Below are 18,629 nucleotides of genomic sequence, written 5' to 3' on the forward strand. Positions count from 1 at the left end.
ACGGAGTACTTATGTCCAAGACCGTACATGTCGACGTGGTCAGCGCGGAAGAGAAGATTTTCTCCGGGCTGGCGGAATTCGTCGTGCTGCCGGGCGAAAGCGGCGAACTGGGCATCCTGCCCGGCCACACGCCGCTGATCACGCGCATCCGCCCGGGCGAAGTGCGCATCAAGTTGCCGAACCAGGACGCCGAAGAATTCGTGTTCGTGGCCGGTGGCATGCTCGAAGTGCAGCCGGGTCTGGTGACCGTGCTGGCAGACACCGCGATCCGCGGCGCCGATCTCGATGAAGCGAAGGCGCTGGGTGCCAAGAAGCTGGCAGAGGAAGCGCTGGCGAACCGTAATGCCACGATGGATTACGCGGCAGCGCAGGCGGAACTCGCTTCCGCCGTCGCCCAGCTCGCGGCGATCCAGAAGCTGCGCAAGCGCCACTGAGCGTTCTGGCAGTGCAAGACACGGGAAAGGCAGACTTCGGTCTGCCTTTTTCGTTTCAGGCATCCATTTGTTCCGGCGCAGAATGCCTACCATGGCTTCGCCTTCGCATGATCTGCTGATCGTCGGCGCCGGCATCAATGGTGCCGGGATTGCGCGCGATGCCGCGTTGCGGGGCTTGTCTGTCGTCGTCTGCGACCGCGGCGACATTGCCGGTGCCACCTCTTCGGCGTCGACGAAACTGATCCACGGCGGCATCCGCTATCTGGAACAGGCTGCGTTCGGGCTGGTGCGCGAATCCCTGCGCGAGCGCGAAATTCTCGGGCGCATCGCGGCCCACCTCGTGCGCCCTCAGCGTTTCATCGTGCCGCACACAGGCGAGCGGCCGGCCTGGATGCTGGCGCTCGGCCTCAGCTTGTACGATCTGCTTGCCGGCCGTCGCAGCCTGCCGGCATCGCAACGTTTGCCGCCGGACTTTCCGCTGCTGCGTGAGCTTGATCTGCCGGTCACCGGCTCCCACGCGTACTTCGACCTCTGGGTGGACGACGCCCGCCTGACGCTGACCAATCTGAAGGATGCGCGCGCGCACGGCGCGGAGGTGCTGCCCCGGCATGCGTTGGTCGCCGTGAGCGCCGACCCGACATCGGGCTGGCGCTGTGAGCTGTCCGGGCGCGCCGGCAGGCGTGAGATTCACGCGCGTTGCGTGGTCAATGTCGCCGGACCATGGGTCGGCGAAGTGGAACAACTGCGGGGTGTGCCATCGCCGCCGTTGAGACTGGTGCAGGGGACCCACATTCTGCTGCCCCGGCTGCATGCCGGAGACGACGCGTGGTTGCTGCAACAACCCGATCGGCGCGTGGTGTTCGTCATCCCGTGGGACGCGCATTCGCATCTGGTCGGGACGACCGAAACGGAACTGGCTTCTCCGTCCGCACTGGGTGCAACCGCCGCTGAACTCGAATACTTGCTGTCGGCAATCCAGCGCGCCTTCGGGCGGCGTCTGCACACCGATGACATCCAGTGGGCGTTCAGCGGCATGAGACCGCTGATCGGTGGTGACGGGAAGGATGCCCGCACGGCGAGCCGCGAATATCGACTGTCGCTTGAGGCAACGGACCGTCGGCGGGCCTGGCTCACCGTACAGGGCGGAAAGCTCACGACCTACAGGCGATTGGCCGAGACAGCAGTTGATCTGCTGACGGGTCCGCTCGGCCGTACCGCCCGTTCATCGACCGCTGAACGGTGCCTGCCCGGGTCCGGCCCCGCAGGTTCCGCAGCGCTCGCTGACTTGAAGCGGAAGGCAGGCGTCATCCCGAAGGAATGGATTGACGCGCTGTGGCAACGTCACGGCACCCTGACTGCGCAGCTGATCGTCAATCACGCCAGTGGGGCAGGCGGCGCCGGCCGCGATTTCGGTGGTGGCCTGTTCGAGGCGGAGGCGCGCTGGTGTGCTGAACACGAGTGGGCGACGGAGGCCGACGACGTCATGTGGCGTCGCACCCGATGCGGCGTGCGGATGACGCCCGCACAGCGGGCTGCATTTTCCTTGTGGTGGAGTGCTCAGCCCTTCGTCTGAGCCCTGCGTTCGAGCAGCTCGATCCGCTTCTGCAGACGGGAATAATCGTCCCGCAAGGTATCCACACCCGACGCGAACGCAGCGGACGCCGCGGGGCGGATCAGCATCTGTACCTCATCGGCGACGTATTCCGAACCGGCACTGGCAAATCGCTTCGCCAGATCCCTGCCGGAGGACAACAGTGAGCGCGCACTGCCCACCATGCGCTCGGCCGCCACATCGCCGACGACGCGGCTGAAATCTTCGGCGGCATCCCAGCGCAGCGAACGCAGCACCTGTCCAAGTGTTTCCGCCAGCGCAGCGTCGCCTTCGATGCGCGCCTCGCGCAGTACGCCTTCACCTTGGTGCGGCAGGCGCAGCAGCGCGTCCGCGGGCAGACGCAGGGTGACGGACGGGGTGCTGTCAGCCGACACGGCCAGCGTGCCATCAGGTGCGATGGCGAACGCCACAGCGACCTCTCCGACCGCCAGCCGCGCGTGGCGGCCGGCATGCAGGGACAATCTTTCCTGCGCGCCCGGCGTCTGGCCAAGCAGGTGGTTGAGTACCGTCAGTACAGTCGCAGCGAGCAAGGCGCTCATCCCCCGCTTATTCCATCTGCTGGATGCCGGCAATGAGCCAGCCGCGGTCACCCGACACGGGCTTGGACAGGTGCCACACTTCATCGAACGATTCCGGCGACGCGTCAGCCTGTTCGCGAATCAAACCGTAGAAGCGCACGCTGGCGACGTACTGTGTGTCTTCGGTGCTGACATCGAGCAGCACGGCTTCGACCTGCACCACATCGGTGGATTGCGGCTCGCTGCCGCGTTCCTGGATCTGCATGCGGATTTCGGCAAACACTTCCGGCGTCGTGAAGCTGCGGATGTCCTCGACATCTCCGGCATCGTTCGCGGCCTGGAGGCGCACGAAGTTCAGCTTGGCCTGGCGCAGGAAGCCGGCTACATCGAAATCGGCCGGAATGTGCGTCGGCGTGGTTGTCGCTGCGGTCGCTGCAGCGGACCCACCGGCAGCCGGCGCGTCAAAGGGCTGAGCCTGCGGCGGTGCGTAAGCCGGACGACCGGCGGCGGCGGCCGCGTACTGCATGCCCGGCTGCGGAGCCGGCGACTTGCGGCGTGCAAACACGCGCCACAGCACCAGCGCGCCGACGACCAGCAGCGCAATCATCATGAAGGATGCGAGTTCTTCACCGAATCCGAGGTGCGACGCCAGTGCGGCCAGGCCGATGCCGGCGGCCAGACCGGCCAGCGGACCCATCCACGAACGCTTCGCCGGTTGCGCGGCGGCGCCAGCTGCGGCCGCACCCGACTGTTGCGTGGCCGACGACGTGTTCTGTGCCGGCGCCGGCGTGGCGTCGCGCTTCATCACCGACGAATCGCGCTGCGATCCGAACGACTTGCTGCCGCCGAGCCGCTTGGCTTCGGCTTCGTAGGTCATGCCGCCGAAACTGATGACGGTGGCAAAAAGCATCAGCAGGAACTTCTTCATTCTGTTGTCTCCTCGGGTAAGGCGGGAAAACGAAGCCAGTCCGGCTTCGGAATCGCTGGTCTAAAAATTAGCACACTAACAGACCGCAAGAAACGCGGAAGGTTCTGTTCTTTGTCGATGGATGGCAAAGGCGTGCAGGCGTTCAGAGCTTGAAGCCGCGGTGCAGTGCGACCACACCGGCACTCAGGTTGAAGTACTCGACCCGACCGAGGCCGGCGTCGCGCATCATTCCGGCCAGCGTGTCCTGGTCGGGGTGCATGCGGATCGACTCGGCCAGATAGCGATAGCTGGCTTCGTCTTTTGCCACCTGCCGGCCCAACCAGGGCAGTACCTTGAACGAGTACAGGTCGTAGACCTTTTCCAGCGGCTTGGCGACGCGCGAAAACTCAAGCACCAGCGCGCGGCCGCCCGGTTTGAGCACGCGCCGGAACTCGGCCAGCGCGCGATCCTTGTGCGTCATGTTGCGCAGACCGAAGGCAACCGTGACGCAATCAAAGTGATTGTCCGGGAAGGGCAGCTTTTCGGCGTCGCACAGCAGGCTGGGCAGCAATAGCCCGGCATTGGTCAACCGGTCGCGGCCTTCGCGCAGCATGTCCGGATTGATGTCGGTGTGCCACACCTCGCCGGTTTCGCCAGCGCGCCTGGCATGCGCAATGGTCAGGTCGCCGGTACCGGCTGCCACGTCGAGCACGCGCTGCCCCGGACGCACGCCGGCCATCTGGATCGCGAAAGCCTTCCAGCCCCGGTGCAGGCCGCCGGACATCAGGTCATTCATGATGTCGTAACGTCGTGCGACCGACGAAAACACGCTCGACACGCGCTTCGCCTTCGCCGCTTCGGCGACGCGCTCGAATCCGAAATCGGTGGACGGTTCGCTCATGCTTTGCTCAATGGGAGTGGCCGCAGCCACCCTTGGCTGCGGGCGGCGGCGTCAGTGCGGGATCGCGGCTGGCGCCGGCGGCATCGAGGCGGGCCAGATAGTCGGACCACAGCGCTTCCTGGTTCTCGCCCAGCAAGTACAGGTAGTCCCAGGAGTAGATACCGCTGTCGTGGCCGTCGGAAAACACCGGCTTCACCGCATATGAGCCGACCGGTTCGACGCGCGCGATATCGATGTCGCGCTTGCCCACCTGCAGCGTCTCCTGGCCCGGCCCGTGGCCGCGTACCTCGGCCGAGGGGGAGCACACGCGGAGAAATTCGAAACTGAAGCTGAAGTGCCGGCCGTTGTCGAAACTGACGTCCATCAGCTTCGATTTTTGCTGCACCTTGATTTCGGTGGGAATCGGGGTGTCCTTGTCGAGACCGGCCATGGTTTTCCGCATTGGAGACGAAGAATGACGATGATACCGCGCGCCGGGCGCACTGCCGTCGTGAACGCGCATGCGGCGGGCCGGTGCTGTCACCAGATCGTCATCGTACTGAAATAGACTTCGCAGCGATCCATCACCGGAACGACCTTCATCGTCATGGCCCGCATACTCGTTGTCGAGGACGAACCGTCCATTCAGGAACTGATCAGCGTGACCCTCACGCGCACCGGCCATGATCCGCTGCGCGCGCTCGACGCCGAAACCGCGCTGCGGCTCATGCAGGCCGAACTGCCCGATCTGGTGCTGCTCGACTGGATGTTGCCCGGGCAAAGCGGCATTGATCTTGCGCGCAGGTTGCGCAGCGATGAACGCACGCGTGGCGTGCCCATCATCATGCTGACCGCGCGCGGCGACGAACAGTCGAAAGTGACCGGACTGGAAACCGGCGCCGACGACTATGTCACCAAGCCTTTTTCGCCACGCGAACTGGCGGCCCGCATCAAGGCGGTGCTGCGCCGTCAGAAGCCGCAGGCCACCGAAGATCCGGTGGAGATCGAAGGCCTGCGCCTCGACCCGGCGACCCATCGCGTCACCGCGCGCGGCGCAGCCGTCATGCTGGGTCCGACCGAGTTCCGCCTTCTGCATTTCTTCATGACGCACGCCGAGCGTGTGCATTCGCGCGCCCAGCTGCTCGACAGCGTGTGGGGCGATCACGTATTCGTCGAGGAGCGGACCGTGGATGTGCATATCCGTCGCCTGCGCAGCGTGCTCGAAGCGAGCGGCCACGACACGCTGATCCAGACCGTGCGTGGCAGCGGCTACAGACTGTCCTGCCAGAAGGAATAGCGCGCGATAATCCGCGAATGAACGGATCGTCCCGCCATGCGTGAATTCTGGTTTCGCGTCCTGCTGCGCGCGGTACTGGTCGGCGCCTGCGTGCTGACCGGGCTGATCGCCGGGTCGCTCGTGTTCGGGTTGGCGCTGGCGGTAGGTGTGCTGCTGGCGGGCAGCCTGCGCGACCAGTACGAAATAGGCCGCTTCGATCACTGGCTCAATTCGACCGTCGATACGGCGCTGCCCGATGGCGCCGGTCAGTGGGAATTCCTGTTCGCCAAGCTGGCGCGGCGCGAGCGCAACGCGCGACATCTGCGCGAAGACCTGCGCAGCCGGCTCGAACGCATGCGCGAAGCCAGTCGTGCAATGCCCGACGGCACGCTGATCATGTCGCGCGACGAGGTGATCGAGTGGCTGAATCCGATGGCCGAGCAGCATCTCGGTCTCGACGGGCAACGCGATGTCGGCAGTTCGCTGCTCAACTTGCTGCGTCAGCCGGAGTTCGCCGGCTACCTGCAATCGGGCGACTACACCGAGCCCCTGTCGATGCCTTCGCCGCGCCAGCCCGGCCGCACGCTGCAGATTCGCGTGGTGGCCTTTGGCGACGAGCAGAAGCTGCTGCTGTCGCGCGACATCACGCAGCTCGAAAAGCTCGAAACGATGCGGCGCGACTTCGTTGCCAACGTGTCACACGAAATGAAGACCCCGCTGACGGTGATTCACGGCTTCCTCGAAACGCTGGAGGACGCGCTGCCCGAACTGCCGCACGAACAGGCGCTGTCCTTCATCGCGATGGCGCAGCAGCAGTCGGTGCGCATGCAGCGTCTGGTCGATGACCTGTTGACGCTGTCGGCGCTGGAAACCGATGCGCCGATGGCGGAAGAAGCGGTCGACATGCGCAATCTGCTCGATATCGTGATGATCGAAACACGTGCGCTGTCAGGCGGGCGGCACGAGGTGCTGCTCGAACTGGACAGCCCGCCCGGCGCGGTCACCGGCTGCGCGCGCGATCTGCGCAGCGCGCTCGGCAATCTGGCCAGCAACGCGGTGCGCTACACGCCGGATGGCGGTCAGGTGCGACTGGGCTGGACGGTGGTCGACGGCTGCGGCGTTTTCTCGGTCGAAGACAACGGGATCGGCATCGATGCGCAGCACATTCCGCGCCTGACCGAACGCTTTTATCGAGTCGATCGTGGCCGGTCGCGCGAAACCGGCGGCACCGGTCTGGGCCTCGCCATCGTCAAGCACGTGCTCGAACGCCACCAGGCGACGCTGAATGTCGTCAGCGAACCGGGCAAGGGCAGTTGCTTCACCGTGCGCTTTCCGGCCCGGCGCACATTGAAACCCATGCAGGCGGTGGCCGCCTAGGTTGTCGCAGGGCTCGCCCCGGCGGATTCCACATGGTCAATCGGCCATGCGGGCGGCGGGCGGTGAGGTTTTTGTGGCAGCGGCGTCCTCGCCGCTCCCGCACGGATCGCACCGCCGGCTACTTCGCCAGTTCGCTGAATGCCACCCGTTCGTAATTGATGCCGAAGGTGTTCAGCCGCGTCAGGGTCACGCCGAGCACGCTGTCGTTCAGATAGATTTCCAGCGTGCGGTCCTGCTGGAACCAGCCGCGCGGCACGATCAGCGTGGCTTCTTCCCCCATCACCTGTACGGCCGGCAGCAGGAAGGCACGGATGAATCGCTCGGCGGGTGCGCCGTCTTCCACCTTGGGCCGTATCGCAATCGCGCGCGGCGTGCCCGGCAGCACATGCAGCCCGACCAGCAGTCGGGCGTCGGCTTCGACCATCAACCAGGACACACGCGCCACTCGCCAGTGCTCGGCATCAGGACCGAACACGGCGACGATCTGCGCGTGCTCGACCGGGCCGGTGTCCGGCGGCGCGCGCAGGCGATAGCCCATCACGCTGTGGTCGAGCACGGCCCAGCGCTGGGTCGGATAGTGTGCCCGCGCGCTGGCCTGACGTACTGCCAGACCAGCGCCATCGTGGGCGCGTTCGCCGAAGGTGGCGATGTCGATGAAGTCGCTGTGGCTGTAAATGCGGGCCGGCGGCGGCTGCACGAACTCGCTGCCGCTGATCAGGAAGTGCATGGCTTCGAAGCCAAGGGCGATATCGATGTCGCCGGCACCGACGCGCCGCTGGAAGCGGCGCGGATTGGCGGCGTGGCACCACGGCTTGTAGAGAAGCAGCAGCAGGCGGCCCGCTGAAACAGGGTGGCAATCAGCGCCCAGACCGAGATGTTCCGGTGACAGACCTTGCTTGAGCCCCGCCACGACGCGCTCGATCTCGCTGGCCAGCCGGGCCGAACCGAGCCGGCGCAGCGATGGCGTGCGGGCGAACACCTCCAGCGGCTTGGCGCCGTTGTCGCGGTTGAGGTCGATGGCGTAGGTCTTGGCGTCGGTGCCGCCGAACACGGGCATGATTTCGGTCAGGCTGGCGTACTGGTCCGCCCAGCGGCACACCCATTCGAATTCGCGCGGACTGCGGCCATACGGGTTCGACAGGTCGATCAGCAGCACGCAGCAGTAGGATTCGGCTGCGCTCTGCGGATAGCCACCCTCCTTCAGGCTGTCGGCCACCTGTTGCGTGGCGAAACCCCATTCGTCGGCCGTGCTGAAATAACCGTGCAATTCCAGCCACATGCCGCGCGGGATCGTTCTCCGGGCGCGGAAGTACTCGATCACCGCCCGGCCGGCATACAGCACGCAGCGTTGGCAGACCAGCGCGAGTTGCGTGTCGGACAGCGGATGTACGCCGGTCTGCTCGGCCGCCTGAGCATAGGCCTGCGCCATGCCCAGCCACAGGGCAACGACCTGGCGCAGCACCGGATCTTCCGCGCCGCCCGGAATCACCGGCCGGCTGCTGTAGCGCACTGCCAGACTTTCCTGCAGGAAATGAAGCGGTGCCCGCATGGCTTCCAGCACATCGAGATAATCCGGGCTGCGCGGCGGTGTCTGCCTGAGACCGTACAGCAGCCGGGTCAACGTATCGCGCACCCGCGGCACATTGGTCAGCGGCAATTCCGCAATCAGCGTCGTGCATTGGTGGACGTCGCGGTAGTTCAGTGTGCCGGGCAGGGGCGGAATGTCGGTCATGCTGCCGGCTCGATACGCGCGAGGTCGAAATCGGCGCCGCGCTCCAGCGATTCAACCAGCCGCACGCGCCGCCGGCCCGCGTCGCCCGACAGCAGGATGTCGCGTGACTTGCGATACCAGCCTGACGGCAGCGCAACGCATTCCGGCTGGCCGATTCGCTCGACGGCCGGCATCAGCAGTCCGTGCCCCTGATGTTCGCCCTGGCCGTCGGGTGCGCGGGCCAGTCCGACCGGCTGGGGGGTGCCGGCGAGCAGGCTGATGCCGATCTGCAGTTCGACGCCGTTCGCCATGACCCAGCAGATGTGGGCCAGCATGAACTGGGTGGCATTGTCCGGCCGTACCGCCAGCAGCATGCCGTTGCTCACGCGCATGCCGTCGCCGCCGATACGACGGCCCAGCCGCAGACCGGTGGCGCTGTCGTCGAGGATGCGCCAGTCTTCCACCAGATAACCAGTGGCGGTGGTGGCGGGCGCGCTGGCCGATTGCACTGAGTCGAGTGCAGCGGCGTCACCGCCAAGAAACTGCTGCACCGCCAGCATGCCGACGACCACCGATGCATTCTGCTGCAGCGGCCGCCTCGGTTCGGCGCGTGTCAGGCCACCGCGGCAGCAGTGCGTGTGCAGGTGGCGCAGCAGGCGGTCCGCCTGGGCCGGGCTCAGTTCGTCGCCCAGACGCAGCGCGACCGGCGTTTCACCCTGCGCAAGCAGACCCAGGCGCTTGCGGATGCCGTGTGAAAACTCGTCCAGCACCAGCCAGCGCAGCGAGCTTTCGCGCTGCGCTGCCCGCGCGATTGCCTCGTCGCTCGACAGGTCGAGCATCAGCGGCGGCAGCGCGCACTGATGGATCGCAGTGTCGAGCAACGCCACCTTGCCCGACCACTTGCCGAGCCAGCGGTACAGCATGCGCAACTGGCGGTGCGTCAGACCGAACGGGCTGGCGGTGTGCATCAGCACGCACAGCACATAGGCGGCGCGCACGCTGGTGGGCCGTTCTTCATTCAGCGTGTCGTCCTGGATCTTGCGTTCGGCCGCCCCGAGTTTTTCCGCCGCTTCATAGCAGGCATGGGTGCGCCGCCAATAGCCGGCCGGGGGCAGATGGGCGGCACGCATTGCATCAAGCTGCATCTGAGACAGCGCGCTCAGCGCGCGGTGCGCAATCAGCCCGACCTGTCCGGCGACGCCGCCGTCGCCATCAAGCGCCGCGGCCAGGCAGTGCAGGTAGGACGTTGCCAGCGCATCCCACATCGCCTGATTGGCATCGAGGGCTGCGCGCTCGCCGGCCGACAGCGGCAGCGGCCGGCCGGCAAAGCGGCTCGACGCGCCGGCTTGCGCATGCAGCACGGCAGCGCGCAGCTCTTCGATCACGCGCAAACGCTCGCCCGCCGTCATGCGATAGCGGTTCAGAAGATTGATCTGGCCGAGCAGGCTGGCCTGCGCATTCAGTGGCTGCGTGCTGTCGAGCTGCTGCAGCCAGTCGCGCGCCGCCCGGGCTGTGCCGAGCTCGGGCGGGTGCGTCAGTGCGGTGGCAGGCAGAGCGAACGGGTGCATTGCGATCTTGCAGCGGATAGCGATACCTGATTCTATGTGCCTGCCGCTGTTTGCGTGCGCGCACCCGTCTTGATCGCGCGCTTTTTTTGATCGGCTGCGGCATCGCAACCCGCGGGCATGCGCTGCCCGTGCCAAGTCACCAGACCGGGAGATCGACATGTTATCGAGACGCCTGCTGTGCATCGTCACTGTGGCGTGCAGCCCGGCCGCGCTGGCGCAGCCGGTCGAGGACGCAGACGGACGACTTACCGACCCGGCCGGCCGGGTGCTGTACACCTTCGATCGCGACAGCGCAGGTGCCAGCGCCTGCAAGGATGAGTGCGCCGTGCAGTGGCCGCCTTTTTCCGCGCAGGCCGATACGTCGGCAAAGCCGGCCTTCCCGCTGTTGCGCCGTGACGATGGCCGCCTGCAATGGGCGCATCACGGCAAGCCGTTGTACTACTTTGTGGGTGATGTGAAACCGGGCCAGGCCAGCGGCGACGGCCTGGGCGGCACCTGGCATGTCGCGCGCACCCGTCCTGCGGCGACACCCGACGGCGGGCCCGATTACAGCCCCAAAGGCTACTGAGCGGCGCTGCCTGCCGGCGGGATCAGTTGTCCCTCGGGCGCACGCACCACATCAGCCGTGCCATGTCGCCCGCTTCGCCGCACAACACCGCATTCTGTCCGAAGGCGGCGCCTATCCGCAGCGCTTCCTCCGGGCTGAGGCCGGCGCACAGCAGCGCCGGTTCGGTCCAGCCGGCGACGCCATCGTCCGGCCAGTTCATGGCTTCGCACACCGGCAGGCCGCGCTGCACCAGCAGCGCGCGCAGGGCGGTGTGCGCGGCGTGGTTGGCATCTTTTTCGCAGCGCGACGACCACGGATTGGCGGCGGAAATGACCGCCCAGCGGGTCTGTCCGTGTTCGGCCAGCCAGTGCTCGAGCAGCGGTTCGGGCGTGCCGATGCGCAGCGTGGCCGGCCCGCCGGGCAGGTCGGCCGCATAGGCGGTGTCTTCGTAGGCCGCGACCAGCTCGGGCGTAACCGCCACCACCGGCAGCCCCAGCCGCGCCAGCAGCGTGGCGCGCCACAGCGCGGCGGGTATCCGCGGGCGGGCCGCGCCTTCGCGCTGCTTCGCACTCCAGACCGACCCCGGAAAATGCGCGTCGTCCGGCCACCGGGCGATGACGTGCCAGTGCAGGTGCGGCACCATGTTTCCGAGGCTGCCCAGGTTGATCTTGTCCGGCTGGGCGATTTCACGCACGGCGCGTTCGACCTGCCACACCACCTCCATCAGGTGCTGGCGGTCGGCGTCGCCCAGATCGGTCATTTCACGCACATGCGCATTCCAGACCACGCGCAGGAAGGCCGGATGGTCGGCATCGCGCGCGTCGATGATGCGCAGCCGCTCATCGCGCCACAGCCAGTGGTGGCCCGGTGCATCACCGCAGATCAGGCAGGCGGGGACATGATTGCCGGCGTTCGACGCGTCGGCGCTCAATCTTCGATGCCCTGGCTGGCGAGGTATTCCTCGTAGCCGCCGCGGTAATCGGTGATCTGTCCATCGGCGCGCATTTCCAGCACGCGCGTGGCCAGCGTCGATACGAAGGCGCGGTCGTGCGACACGAAGAACAGCGTGCCTTCGAAGGCGTCGAGACCGGCATTCAGCGACTCGATCGATTCCATGTCCATGTGATTGGTCGGCTCGTCGAGCAGCAGCACATTCTTCCGCTGCAGCATCAGCCGGCCGAACATCATGCGGCCCTGTTCGCCGCCGGACAGCACGCGCACCTTTTTCTTCACGTCTTCGCCGCCGAACAGCAGCCGGCCGAGCGTGCCGCGGATCAGCGTGATCGCGTCATCGCCCTCGTAACCGCCCTCGCGCACGTAGCCGCTGATCCAGTCGGTCAGATTCAGGTCGCTGTCGAAATCGGTCGTGTGGTCCTGCGCGAAATAGCCCAGCCGGGCCTTTTCCGCCCACTTGATCGCGCCGTGCTGCGGTGACAGCTCGCCCACCAGCAGCTTGAGGAAAGTGGTCTTGCCGACACCGTTCTCGCCGATGATGGCGACGCGGTCGCCGCCGTCGAAGGTGGCGGTGAAGCCCTTCAGGATCTGCGGGCCGCCGTCGTAGCCGAACACCACGTTTTCCAGTTCGACCGCCTGACGGTGCAGCTTTTCCTTCGGGTCGTACTCGAAGCGTATCCACGGGTACTGCCGCGAACTCGGCTTGAATTCCTCAATCTTGATCTTGTCGATCATCTTCAGGCGCGATGTGGCCTGCTTGGACTTGGACGCATTGGCCGAGAAGCGGCGCACGAAGCTCTGCAGGTCGGCCACGCGTTCCTTGGCCTTGGCGTTCGCCGCGGCGACCCGCTCGCGCGCCTGCGTCGATGCCTCGATGTAGTCGTCCCAGGTGCCCGGATAGACGCGGATGGTCGCGTAATCGAGGTCGGCCATGTGGGTGCACACCTGGTTCAGGAAGTGACGGTCGTGGCTGATGATGATCATCGTGCTGTTGCGTTCGTTCAGCACGTGTTCGAGCCAGCGGATGGTGTTGATGTCGAGATTGTTGGTCGGTTCGTCGAGCAGCAGCACATCCGGGTTGGCAAACAGCGCCTGGCACAGCAGCACGCGCAGTTTCCAGCCGGGTGCGACTTCGCGCATCGGTCCGGTGTGCTGTTCCGTCGGAATGCCGACACCGAGCAACAGTTCGCCGGCGCGCGCTTCGGCGGTGTAGCCGTCGTATTCTGCGAATTCGCCTTCGAGCTCGGCGGCGCGCATGTAGTCCTCTTCGGTCGCCTCCGGATTCGCGTAGAGAGCGTCCTTCTCCTGCATGCAGGTCCACATTTCAGCGTGACCCATCATGACCACGTCGATCACCCGCAGGTCTTCGAAGGCGAACTGGTCCTGACGCAGGAAGGCCATGCGCTCGTGCGGATCGAGCACGACGTTGCCGGCGGTCGGTTCGAGCACGCCGGCGAGGATTTTCATGAAGGTCGACTTGCCGGCGCCATTGGCGCCGATCAGGCCGTAGCGGAAGCCGCCGCCGAATTTGATGCTGACATTGTCGAACAGCGGCTTGGCACCGAACTGCATGGTGATGTTGGAAGCGGACAGCATGGCACTCACGGAAAATTGAACGCGCGGATGCGCAAGAGGCCGGATTGTACCGGAGCGCACCCGCGGGCCGTTCGGGTCGGTGCAGCGCCCGGGTGGCAGGGGGAGGTCGCAGGGGTACAATTCGCGGCCTGAATTTCAATGCGGATCGCGACCGCCCAACGCCCATGGTGCCTCATCTGACCACCGCGCTCACCGGCCCGCTGCTCGCGCTGGAGCGCTGTTTCCTGGAACGCCAGACCGACATCGAACAGTGGTTCCGGTCGCAGTGGCTGGAGCATTCGCCGCCCTTTTATGCCTCGGTCGACTTGCGCAACGCCGGCTTCAAGCTGGCGCCGGTCGACACCAATCTGTTTCCCGGCGGCTTCAACAACCTCAACGCCGCCTTTTTGCCGCTGTGCGTGCAGGCGACGATGACGGCGATAGAAAAGCTGTGTCCGGAAGCGCGCAATCTGGTGCTGGTGCCCGAGAACCACACCCGCAACCTGTTCTATCTGCGCAATGTGGCGCGGCTCGCGCACATCCTCAAGCTCGCCGGGCTGCACGTACGCATCGGCAGCGTGCTGCCGGACATCACCGCGCCGACGACGCTGGACCTGGGAGATGGTCAGAGCCTGCTGCTCGAACCGCTGATCCGCCTGCCGGGCGGGCGACGCATCGGCGTCGAAGGTTTCGATCCGTGCGCCATCCTGCTCAACAATGACCTGTCAGCCGGCGTGCCCGAGGTGCTGCAGAACGTGCACGAACAGACCGTCATTCCGCCGCTGCATGCCGGCTGGACGACCCGTCGCAAGTCGCAGCACTTCGAAGCCTACAGCGAGGTGTCGCGCAGCTTTGCGTCGGTCATGGAGATCGACCCCTGGCTCATCGATCCGATGTTTGACGTCTGCCACGACATCAACTTCCACGAACGCAGCGGCGAAGAGTGTCTGGCGACACGGGTCGGCGCGCTGCTGGCGCGCATCCGCGACAAGTACGCCCAGCACAGCATCGATCACGACCCCTTCGTCATCGTGAAGGCGGATGCCGGCACCTACGGCATGGGCATCATGACGGTGCGCGATCCGTCCGAAATCGTCGGTCTGAACCGCAAGCAGCGCAACAAGATGGCCGTCATCAAGGAAGGCATGGAAGTCAGCTCCGTGCTGATCCAGGAAGGCGTGCCCACCTTCGAGACCGTGGACGGCGGCGTCGCCGAGCCGGTGGTGTACATGATGGACCGCTATGTCGTCGGGGGTTTCTACCGCGTGCATGCCGAGCGCGGTCGCGACGAGAACCTGAACGCGCCCGGCATGCACTTCAAGCCGCTGGCGTTCGAATCCTGCTGCACGATGCCCGATCCGGGCTGCGAGCCGGATGCGCCGCCGAACCGGTTCTACGCGTATGGGGTGGTGGCGCGCCTTGCGCTGCTGGCGGCCAGCATCGAGCTCGACCGCGGCCTGCCGCTCGACGGCCAGGATGAAGCCGTCGAAACCGAACTGCGCGGCTGATGATGCAATTCGCCTTCATCGTCGATCCGCTCGACGCGCTCAAGCCGGTCAAGGATTCCAGCATCGCGATGATGCGCGAGGCGGCGCGCCGCGGCCACGAGATCTGGACCGTGCAGCGCGAGGCGCTGAGCCTGTCCGGCAGCGAGCTGTCGGCGAGCGCACTGCGCATCGATCTCGCGCAAGGCGACCAGCCCTGGTACAGCCCGGCCGGTGTCGAGACGCGCGCGCTGCGCGACTTCGACGCCGTGCTGATGCGGCAGGACCCGCCGTTCGACTTCGAATACATCACCGCCACCTGGATGCTCGAACGTGCCGCCGCCGCTGGTGCGCGCGTGTTCAACCATCCGCGTGCGGTGCGCGATCACTCGGAGAAGGTGTCGATCTGCGAATTTCCCGAGCTGATCACGCCGACCCTGGTGACGCGCGACGTGGCGGCGATCAATGCCTTCATCGACCTGCATCGCGACAGCATCCTCAAACCGCTCGACGGCATGGGCGGCTCGCGCATCTTCCGCGTGCGCGCCGATGACCCGAACCGCAACGTCATCATCGAAACGCTGACCGGCGACGGCCGCGACACGCTGATGGCGCAGCGCTTCATCCCGGACATCGCGCAGGGCGACAAGCGCATCCTGCTGATCGACGGCGAGCCGGTGCCGTTCTGCCTTGCGCGCATCCCGAAGGCCGGCGAGACGCGCGGCAATCTGGCGGTCGGCGGGCGCGGCGTGGCGCAGCCGCTGTCCGAAGCCGACTGGCGGATCGCCCGCGCGCTCGGCCCGGTGCTCGCCGCGCGCGGCCTGCTGCTGGTCGGGCTGGACGTCATCGGCGACCGGCTCACCGAAATCAACGTCACCAGCCCGACCTGCTTCGTGGAAATCACCGAACAGACCGGCTTCGATGTCGCTGCGATGTTCGTCGACGCGCTCGAACGTGCGGCAACGCGCTAGCGCTTTCGTTGCGCTGCTGTGGCTGTGCGGGCTGCTCACCGGCTGCGCGCGCGAGCCGGTGGAGCGGCAGGAATCCTTCGTGTTCGGCACCCGGGTCGAAGTCGTCGTCTACGGCGTCGACCGCGCGCAGGCGCGTGATGCGCTGGGCGAGGTACTGCGCGAATTCGACCGCCTGCATCGCCTGCTGCACGCCTGGCAGCCGTCGGAACTGACGCGCATCAATTCGGCCATTGCCGCCGGCCAGCCCGCCGACATCAACGACGAAATGGAGCAGCTGCTCGCTGACGCAAAGGCCACGGCGCTGCGCGGCGAAGACCTGTTCAATCCGGCTGCCGGTGCGCTGATCGCCGCATGGGGGTTCCATGCCGACGAATTCCTGCCGCGGCGGCCCGATGCAGCGACGCTGTCGGCGTTGATCGCAGCGCGACCGCGCATGGCCGATGTCGGCATCGACGCCGGGCCGGCCGGCGGCCATCGCCTCAGCAGCCGCAACACTGCCGTGCAGTTCGACCTGGGCGGCTACGCCAAGGGTTACGCGCTCGACCGCGCGGCCGCCTTGCTGCGCGCGCGCGGTGTGCGCAATGCGTTGATCAATATCGGCGGCAACGTGATGGCGCTGGGCCGCAAGGGTGACCAGCCCTGGCGCGTCGGCATCCAGCACCCGCGCAAGTCCGAGGCGCTGGCCAGCGTCGAGTTGCGCGACGGCGAAGCCATCGGCACCTCGGGTGACTATCAGCGCTACTTCGAACTTGACGGCGAGCGGCTGTGCCACCTGATCGATCCGCGCGATGGCCAGCCGGTGCGCCACACGCAGTCGCTGACCGTGCTGATTCCTGCTGCGCCCGGTGCCGGTGCGCGCTCGGACGCCGACAGCAAGCCACTGTTCATCGCCGGGCGCGACGACTGGCAGGCGCTGGCCGCGCGCATGCGCGTCAGTCACGCGCTGCGCGTCGACCGGGACGGCAGCGTGGTCGCTACACCGGACATGCAGGCGCGGCTGCGCTGAGCGATCTGCGCTGCGCCGACCGCGCGGCCGCGGAACGTTTCGAATAAATCCGCCGCGTGGTGAAACCGGCCGGCGCGTTGCCGGTCCTCATGACGTCAAGTCAATCCCGAGCGCCATGACCGTTCGTTTCAAAGGCAACAAGCAATCGCTGCCCAGCCGGCCGTGTGCCGCCTGCGGCCGTGAAATGACCTGGCGCAAGTCCTGGGCGAAGAACTGGGAACAGGTGAAGTACTGCTCCGACGCCTGCCGTCGCAAGGGCGTGCCGCATGGCTGAGGTGCGCCATCTGGTACTGGTGCTGGGCGACCAGCTCGATGCGGATTCCGCCGCCTTCGAAGGTTTCGACCCGGCGTGCGATGCCGTGCTGATGATCGAGGCGGTTGGCGAATCGACCCACGTCTGGAGTCACAAGGCGCGCAGCGCGCTGTTCCTGTCGGCCATGCGGCACTTCGCGCAGGACTTGCGCACGCGTGGCTGGACGGTGGATTACCGCGCGCTCGGTGACGGCGCCGAAGCGGCGCTGGTCGACATTCTCGCGGCGCGCCTCGCGCAGCACCGGCCGCGCAAACTGGTGCTGGTCGAGCCGGGCGAGTGGCGGCTGGAGCAGGCGATCCGTGCGCGGTGTTCCGACAGCGGGATCACGCTCGATGTGCGCGACGACCTGCATTTCATGATGTCGCGCCAGGGGTTCGCCGACTGGGCGCGCAAGTACAAGCAGCCGCGCATGGAGTTCTTCTACCGCCACATGCGCGAACGGCACGCCGTGCTGATGGAAGGCGGCGAGCCGGCGGGCGGGCGCTGGAATTTCGACGCCGATAACCGGGCCGGCTTCGGCAAGCGTGGTCCGGGCCTCGTACCGGCCCCGCTCGTATTTCCGCCGGACGACGTGACGCGCGACGTGATCGATCTGGTCGAGGCACGCTTTGCCGATCACCCGGGTTCGACCGCACACTTCGACTGGCCGGTCACCCGCGCCGACGCACTCGCCGCGCTGCACGATTTCGTCGAGCACCGGCTCGAACTGTTCGGCCACCATCAGGACGCGATGTGGACCGGCCAGCCCTGGCTGTGGCACGCCCGCATCAGCGCGGCGATGAACCTGAAGCTGATCAATCCGCGCGAAGTGATCGCGGCGGCGGTCGACGCCATGCAGCGGCACCGCCTGCCGCTGCAGTCGGTCGAAGGTTTCGTGCGCCAGGTGCTGGGCTGGCGCGAATTCATCCGCGGCATGTACTGGCTCGACATGCCCGGTCTGCGCGACGCCAACCATTTCGGCCACGCGCGCGCACTGCCGCGCTGGTACTGGACCGGCGACACACACATGCAGTGCATGCGCGCAGCCGTCGGCCAGACGCTGCAATACGGCTACGCGCATCACATCCAGCGGCTCATGGTGACCGGACAGTTCGCCCTGCTGGCGGAGATCGAACCGCAGCAGGTCGAGGACTGGTATCTGGCGGTGTATGTCGATGCAGTCGAGTGGGTGGAATTGCCCAACGTCGCCGGCATGACGCTGTACGCCAACGGCGGCCGCTTCACCAGCAAACCCTATGTAGCGAGCGGCGCCTACATCCAGCGCATGAGCAATTACTGCGACGGCTGCCGCTACAAGCCGACCGAGCGCACCGGCGAGCGCGCCTGTCCGGTCACCACGCTGTACTGGCACTTTCTCGACCGGCACGAAGCGGCCTTCGCCGGCAACCCGCGCACCGCGCTGATGGTGAAGAACCTGCAGCGCATTGGCGATGCGGAGCGCAGCGCGCTCCGCATCCGTGCGGCCGGGATGCTGGAAAACCTCGACCGGCTCTAGG

Annotated in this window: 18 protein-coding genes; 10 read left to right on the plus strand and 8 right to left on the minus strand. The window is 66.4% G+C overall.

Annotated elements, in window-relative coordinates; translation table 11 throughout:
* The first annotated feature begins 11 nt into the window (after positions 1-11).
* Both Q8Q80_RS03135 and glpD read left to right on the plus strand, forming a co-directional pair.
* Complete coding sequence (locus Q8Q80_RS03135; RefSeq protein WP_305631527.1) at positions 12-434, plus strand: F0F1 ATP synthase subunit epsilon; 423 nt, start codon at positions 12-14, stop codon at positions 432-434.
* Positions 343-2,007, plus strand: a complete 1,665-nt coding sequence (gene glpD / locus Q8Q80_RS03140) for a glycerol-3-phosphate dehydrogenase (RefSeq protein ID WP_305631528.1) — start codon at positions 343-345, stop codon at positions 2,005-2,007. Before Q8Q80_RS03135 ends, glpD begins: the two co-directional genes overlap by 92 nt.
* Here glpD and Q8Q80_RS03145 read toward each other — a convergent pair.
* The 4 genes from Q8Q80_RS03145 to Q8Q80_RS03160 all read right to left on the minus strand — a co-directional run bounded on the left by Q8Q80_RS03145 (position 1,992) and on the right by Q8Q80_RS03160 (position 4,802).
* The gene (locus Q8Q80_RS03145; protein WP_305631529.1) at positions 1,992-2,585 is read right to left on the minus strand and encodes an SCP2 domain-containing protein; all 594 of its coding nucleotides are present in this window, start codon (positions 2,583-2,585) and stop codon (positions 1,992-1,994) included. The two genes, glpD and Q8Q80_RS03145, sit on opposite strands and share 16 nt — an antisense overlap.
* Before the next feature lie 7 nt (positions 2,586-2,592).
* Complete coding sequence (locus tag Q8Q80_RS03150; protein ID WP_305631530.1) at positions 2,593-3,492, minus strand: Tim44 domain-containing protein; 900 nt, start codon at positions 3,490-3,492, stop codon at positions 2,593-2,595.
* 142 nt (positions 3,493-3,634) lie between these two features.
* Complete coding sequence (gene ubiE, locus Q8Q80_RS03155) at positions 3,635-4,372, minus strand: bifunctional demethylmenaquinone methyltransferase/2-methoxy-6-polyprenyl-1,4-benzoquinol methylase UbiE (protein WP_305631531.1); 738 nt, start codon at positions 4,370-4,372, stop codon at positions 3,635-3,637.
* Between the two features lie 7 nt (positions 4,373-4,379).
* Complete coding sequence (locus tag Q8Q80_RS03160; protein WP_305631532.1) at positions 4,380-4,802, minus strand: DUF971 domain-containing protein; 423 nt, start codon at positions 4,800-4,802, stop codon at positions 4,380-4,382.
* 156 nt (positions 4,803-4,958) lie between these two features.
* Here Q8Q80_RS03160 and phoB point away from each other — a divergent pair, with 156 nt between their 5' ends.
* Together phoB and phoR are read left to right on the plus strand one after the other, a co-directional pair.
* Positions 4,959-5,648 (plus strand): phosphate regulon transcriptional regulator PhoB, encoded by a 690-nt coding sequence (phoB, locus tag Q8Q80_RS03165; RefSeq protein ID WP_305615354.1) that lies wholly within the window; start codon positions 4,959-4,961, stop codon positions 5,646-5,648.
* A 36-nt stretch (positions 5,649-5,684) separates the two neighbouring features.
* Positions 5,685-7,004 carry a phosphate regulon sensor histidine kinase PhoR gene (gene phoR / locus Q8Q80_RS03170; RefSeq protein WP_305631533.1) on the plus strand — a complete coding sequence of 440 codons (1,320 nt, stop codon included), beginning with the start codon at positions 5,685-5,687 and terminating at the stop codon, positions 7,002-7,004.
* A gap of 118 nt (positions 7,005-7,122) precedes the next feature.
* Here phoR and Q8Q80_RS03175 read toward each other — a convergent pair whose 3' ends face one another.
* Positions 7,123-8,736, minus strand: coding sequence for a hypothetical protein (locus Q8Q80_RS03175; RefSeq protein ID WP_305631534.1), 1,614 nt, complete (start codon positions 8,734-8,736; stop codon positions 7,123-7,125).
* Positions 8,733-10,283 carry a hypothetical protein gene (locus Q8Q80_RS03180; protein WP_305631535.1) on the minus strand — a complete coding sequence of 517 codons (1,551 nt, stop codon included), beginning with the start codon at positions 10,281-10,283 and terminating at the stop codon, positions 8,733-8,735. Before Q8Q80_RS03180 ends, Q8Q80_RS03175 begins: the two co-directional genes overlap by 4 nt.
* Positions 10,284-10,440: 157 nt before the next feature.
* On the opposite strand from Q8Q80_RS03180, the gene Q8Q80_RS03185 reads away from it, so the two are divergent.
* Positions 10,441-10,851, plus strand: a complete 411-nt coding sequence (locus tag Q8Q80_RS03185; RefSeq protein WP_305631536.1) for a hypothetical protein — start codon at positions 10,441-10,443, stop codon at positions 10,849-10,851.
* 22 nt (positions 10,852-10,873) lie between these two features.
* Here Q8Q80_RS03185 and Q8Q80_RS03190 read toward each other — a convergent pair whose 3' ends face one another.
* The gene (locus tag Q8Q80_RS03190; RefSeq protein ID WP_305631537.1) at positions 10,874-11,761 is read right to left on the minus strand and encodes a DUF3293 domain-containing protein; all 888 of its coding nucleotides are present in this window, start codon (positions 11,759-11,761) and stop codon (positions 10,874-10,876) included.
* Entirely contained in the window at positions 11,758-13,380 is a 1,623-nt protein-coding gene (locus tag Q8Q80_RS03195) for an ABC-F family ATPase (protein WP_305631538.1), read from the minus strand. Before Q8Q80_RS03195 ends, Q8Q80_RS03190 begins: the two co-directional genes overlap by 4 nt.
* A 164-nt stretch (positions 13,381-13,544) precedes the next feature.
* On the opposite strand from Q8Q80_RS03195, the gene gshA reads away from it, so the two are divergent.
* The 5 genes from gshA (at position 13,545) to Q8Q80_RS03220 (ending at position 18,628) form a co-directional block, all read left to right on the plus strand.
* Complete coding sequence (gene gshA / locus Q8Q80_RS03200) at positions 13,545-14,867, plus strand: glutamate--cysteine ligase (protein WP_305631539.1); 1,323 nt, start codon at positions 13,545-13,547, stop codon at positions 14,865-14,867.
* Positions 14,868-14,869: 2 nt separating this feature from the next.
* Positions 14,870-15,814 (plus strand): glutathione synthase, encoded by a 945-nt coding sequence (gshB, locus tag Q8Q80_RS03205; RefSeq protein ID WP_371132687.1) that lies wholly within the window; start codon positions 14,870-14,872, stop codon positions 15,812-15,814.
* Positions 15,798-16,820 (plus strand): FAD:protein FMN transferase, encoded by a 1,023-nt coding sequence (locus Q8Q80_RS03210; RefSeq protein ID WP_305631540.1) that lies wholly within the window; start codon positions 15,798-15,800, stop codon positions 16,818-16,820. The genes gshB and Q8Q80_RS03210 overlap by 17 nt, the downstream gene beginning before the upstream one ends.
* 115 nt (positions 16,821-16,935) lie before the next feature.
* Positions 16,936-17,094, plus strand: a complete 159-nt coding sequence (locus Q8Q80_RS03215; protein ID WP_305631541.1) for a DUF2256 domain-containing protein — start codon at positions 16,936-16,938, stop codon at positions 17,092-17,094.
* Complete coding sequence (locus Q8Q80_RS03220; protein WP_305631542.1) at positions 17,087-18,628, plus strand: cryptochrome/photolyase family protein; 1,542 nt, start codon at positions 17,087-17,089, stop codon at positions 18,626-18,628. The genes Q8Q80_RS03215 and Q8Q80_RS03220 overlap by 8 nt, the downstream gene beginning before the upstream one ends.
* The last annotated feature ends 1 nt before the right edge of the window (position 18,629 follow it).

Origin of the sequence: Methyloversatilis sp., assembly GCF_030698125.1 — a bacterium.
In the GTDB taxonomy this organism is placed as follows: Bacteria; Pseudomonadota; Gammaproteobacteria; order Burkholderiales; family Rhodocyclaceae; genus Methyloversatilis.

Bases quoted from the DNA above. Each gene is read 5' to 3' on its own strand.
- phoR (WP_305631533.1), top strand. From the start codon at position 5,685: ATGCGTGAATTCTGGTTTCGCGTCCTGCTGCGCGCGGTACTGGTCGGC.
- Q8Q80_RS03180 (WP_305631535.1), bottom strand. From the start codon at position 10,283: ATGCACCCGTTCGCTCTGCCTGCCACCGCACTGACGCACCCGCCCGAG.
- gshB (WP_371132687.1), top strand. From the start codon at position 14,870: ATGCAATTCGCCTTCATCGTCGATCCGCTCGACGCGCTCAAGCCGGTC.
- Q8Q80_RS03220 (WP_305631542.1), top strand. From the start codon at position 17,087: ATGGCTGAGGTGCGCCATCTGGTACTGGTGCTGGGCGACCAGCTCGAT.
- Q8Q80_RS03175 (WP_305631534.1), bottom strand. From the start codon at position 8,736: ATGACCGACATTCCGCCCCTGCCCGGCACACTGAACTACCGCGACGTC.
- Q8Q80_RS03135 (WP_305631527.1), top strand. From the start codon at position 12: ATGTCCAAGACCGTACATGTCGACGTGGTCAGCGCGGAAGAGAAGATT.
- ubiE (WP_305631531.1), bottom strand. From the start codon at position 4,372: ATGAGCGAACCGTCCACCGATTTCGGATTCGAGCGCGTCGCCGAAGCG.
- gshA (WP_305631539.1), top strand. From the start codon at position 13,545: ATGGTGCCTCATCTGACCACCGCGCTCACCGGCCCGCTGCTCGCGCTG.
- Q8Q80_RS03215 (WP_305631541.1), top strand. From the start codon at position 16,936: ATGACCGTTCGTTTCAAAGGCAACAAGCAATCGCTGCCCAGCCGGCCG.
- glpD (WP_305631528.1), top strand. From the start codon at position 343: ATGCCACGATGGATTACGCGGCAGCGCAGGCGGAACTCGCTTCCGCCG.
- Q8Q80_RS03185 (WP_305631536.1), top strand. From the start codon at position 10,441: ATGTTATCGAGACGCCTGCTGTGCATCGTCACTGTGGCGTGCAGCCCG.
- Q8Q80_RS03160 (WP_305631532.1), bottom strand. From the start codon at position 4,802: ATGGCCGGTCTCGACAAGGACACCCCGATTCCCACCGAAATCAAGGTG.
- Q8Q80_RS03145 (WP_305631529.1), bottom strand. From the start codon at position 2,585: ATGAGCGCCTTGCTCGCTGCGACTGTACTGACGGTACTCAACCACCTG.
- Q8Q80_RS03195 (WP_305631538.1), bottom strand. From the start codon at position 13,380: ATGCTGTCCGCTTCCAACATCACCATGCAGTTCGGTGCCAAGCCGCTG.
- Q8Q80_RS03150 (WP_305631530.1), bottom strand. From the start codon at position 3,492: ATGAAGAAGTTCCTGCTGATGCTTTTTGCCACCGTCATCAGTTTCGGC.
- phoB (WP_305615354.1), top strand. From the start codon at position 4,959: ATGGCCCGCATACTCGTTGTCGAGGACGAACCGTCCATTCAGGAACTG.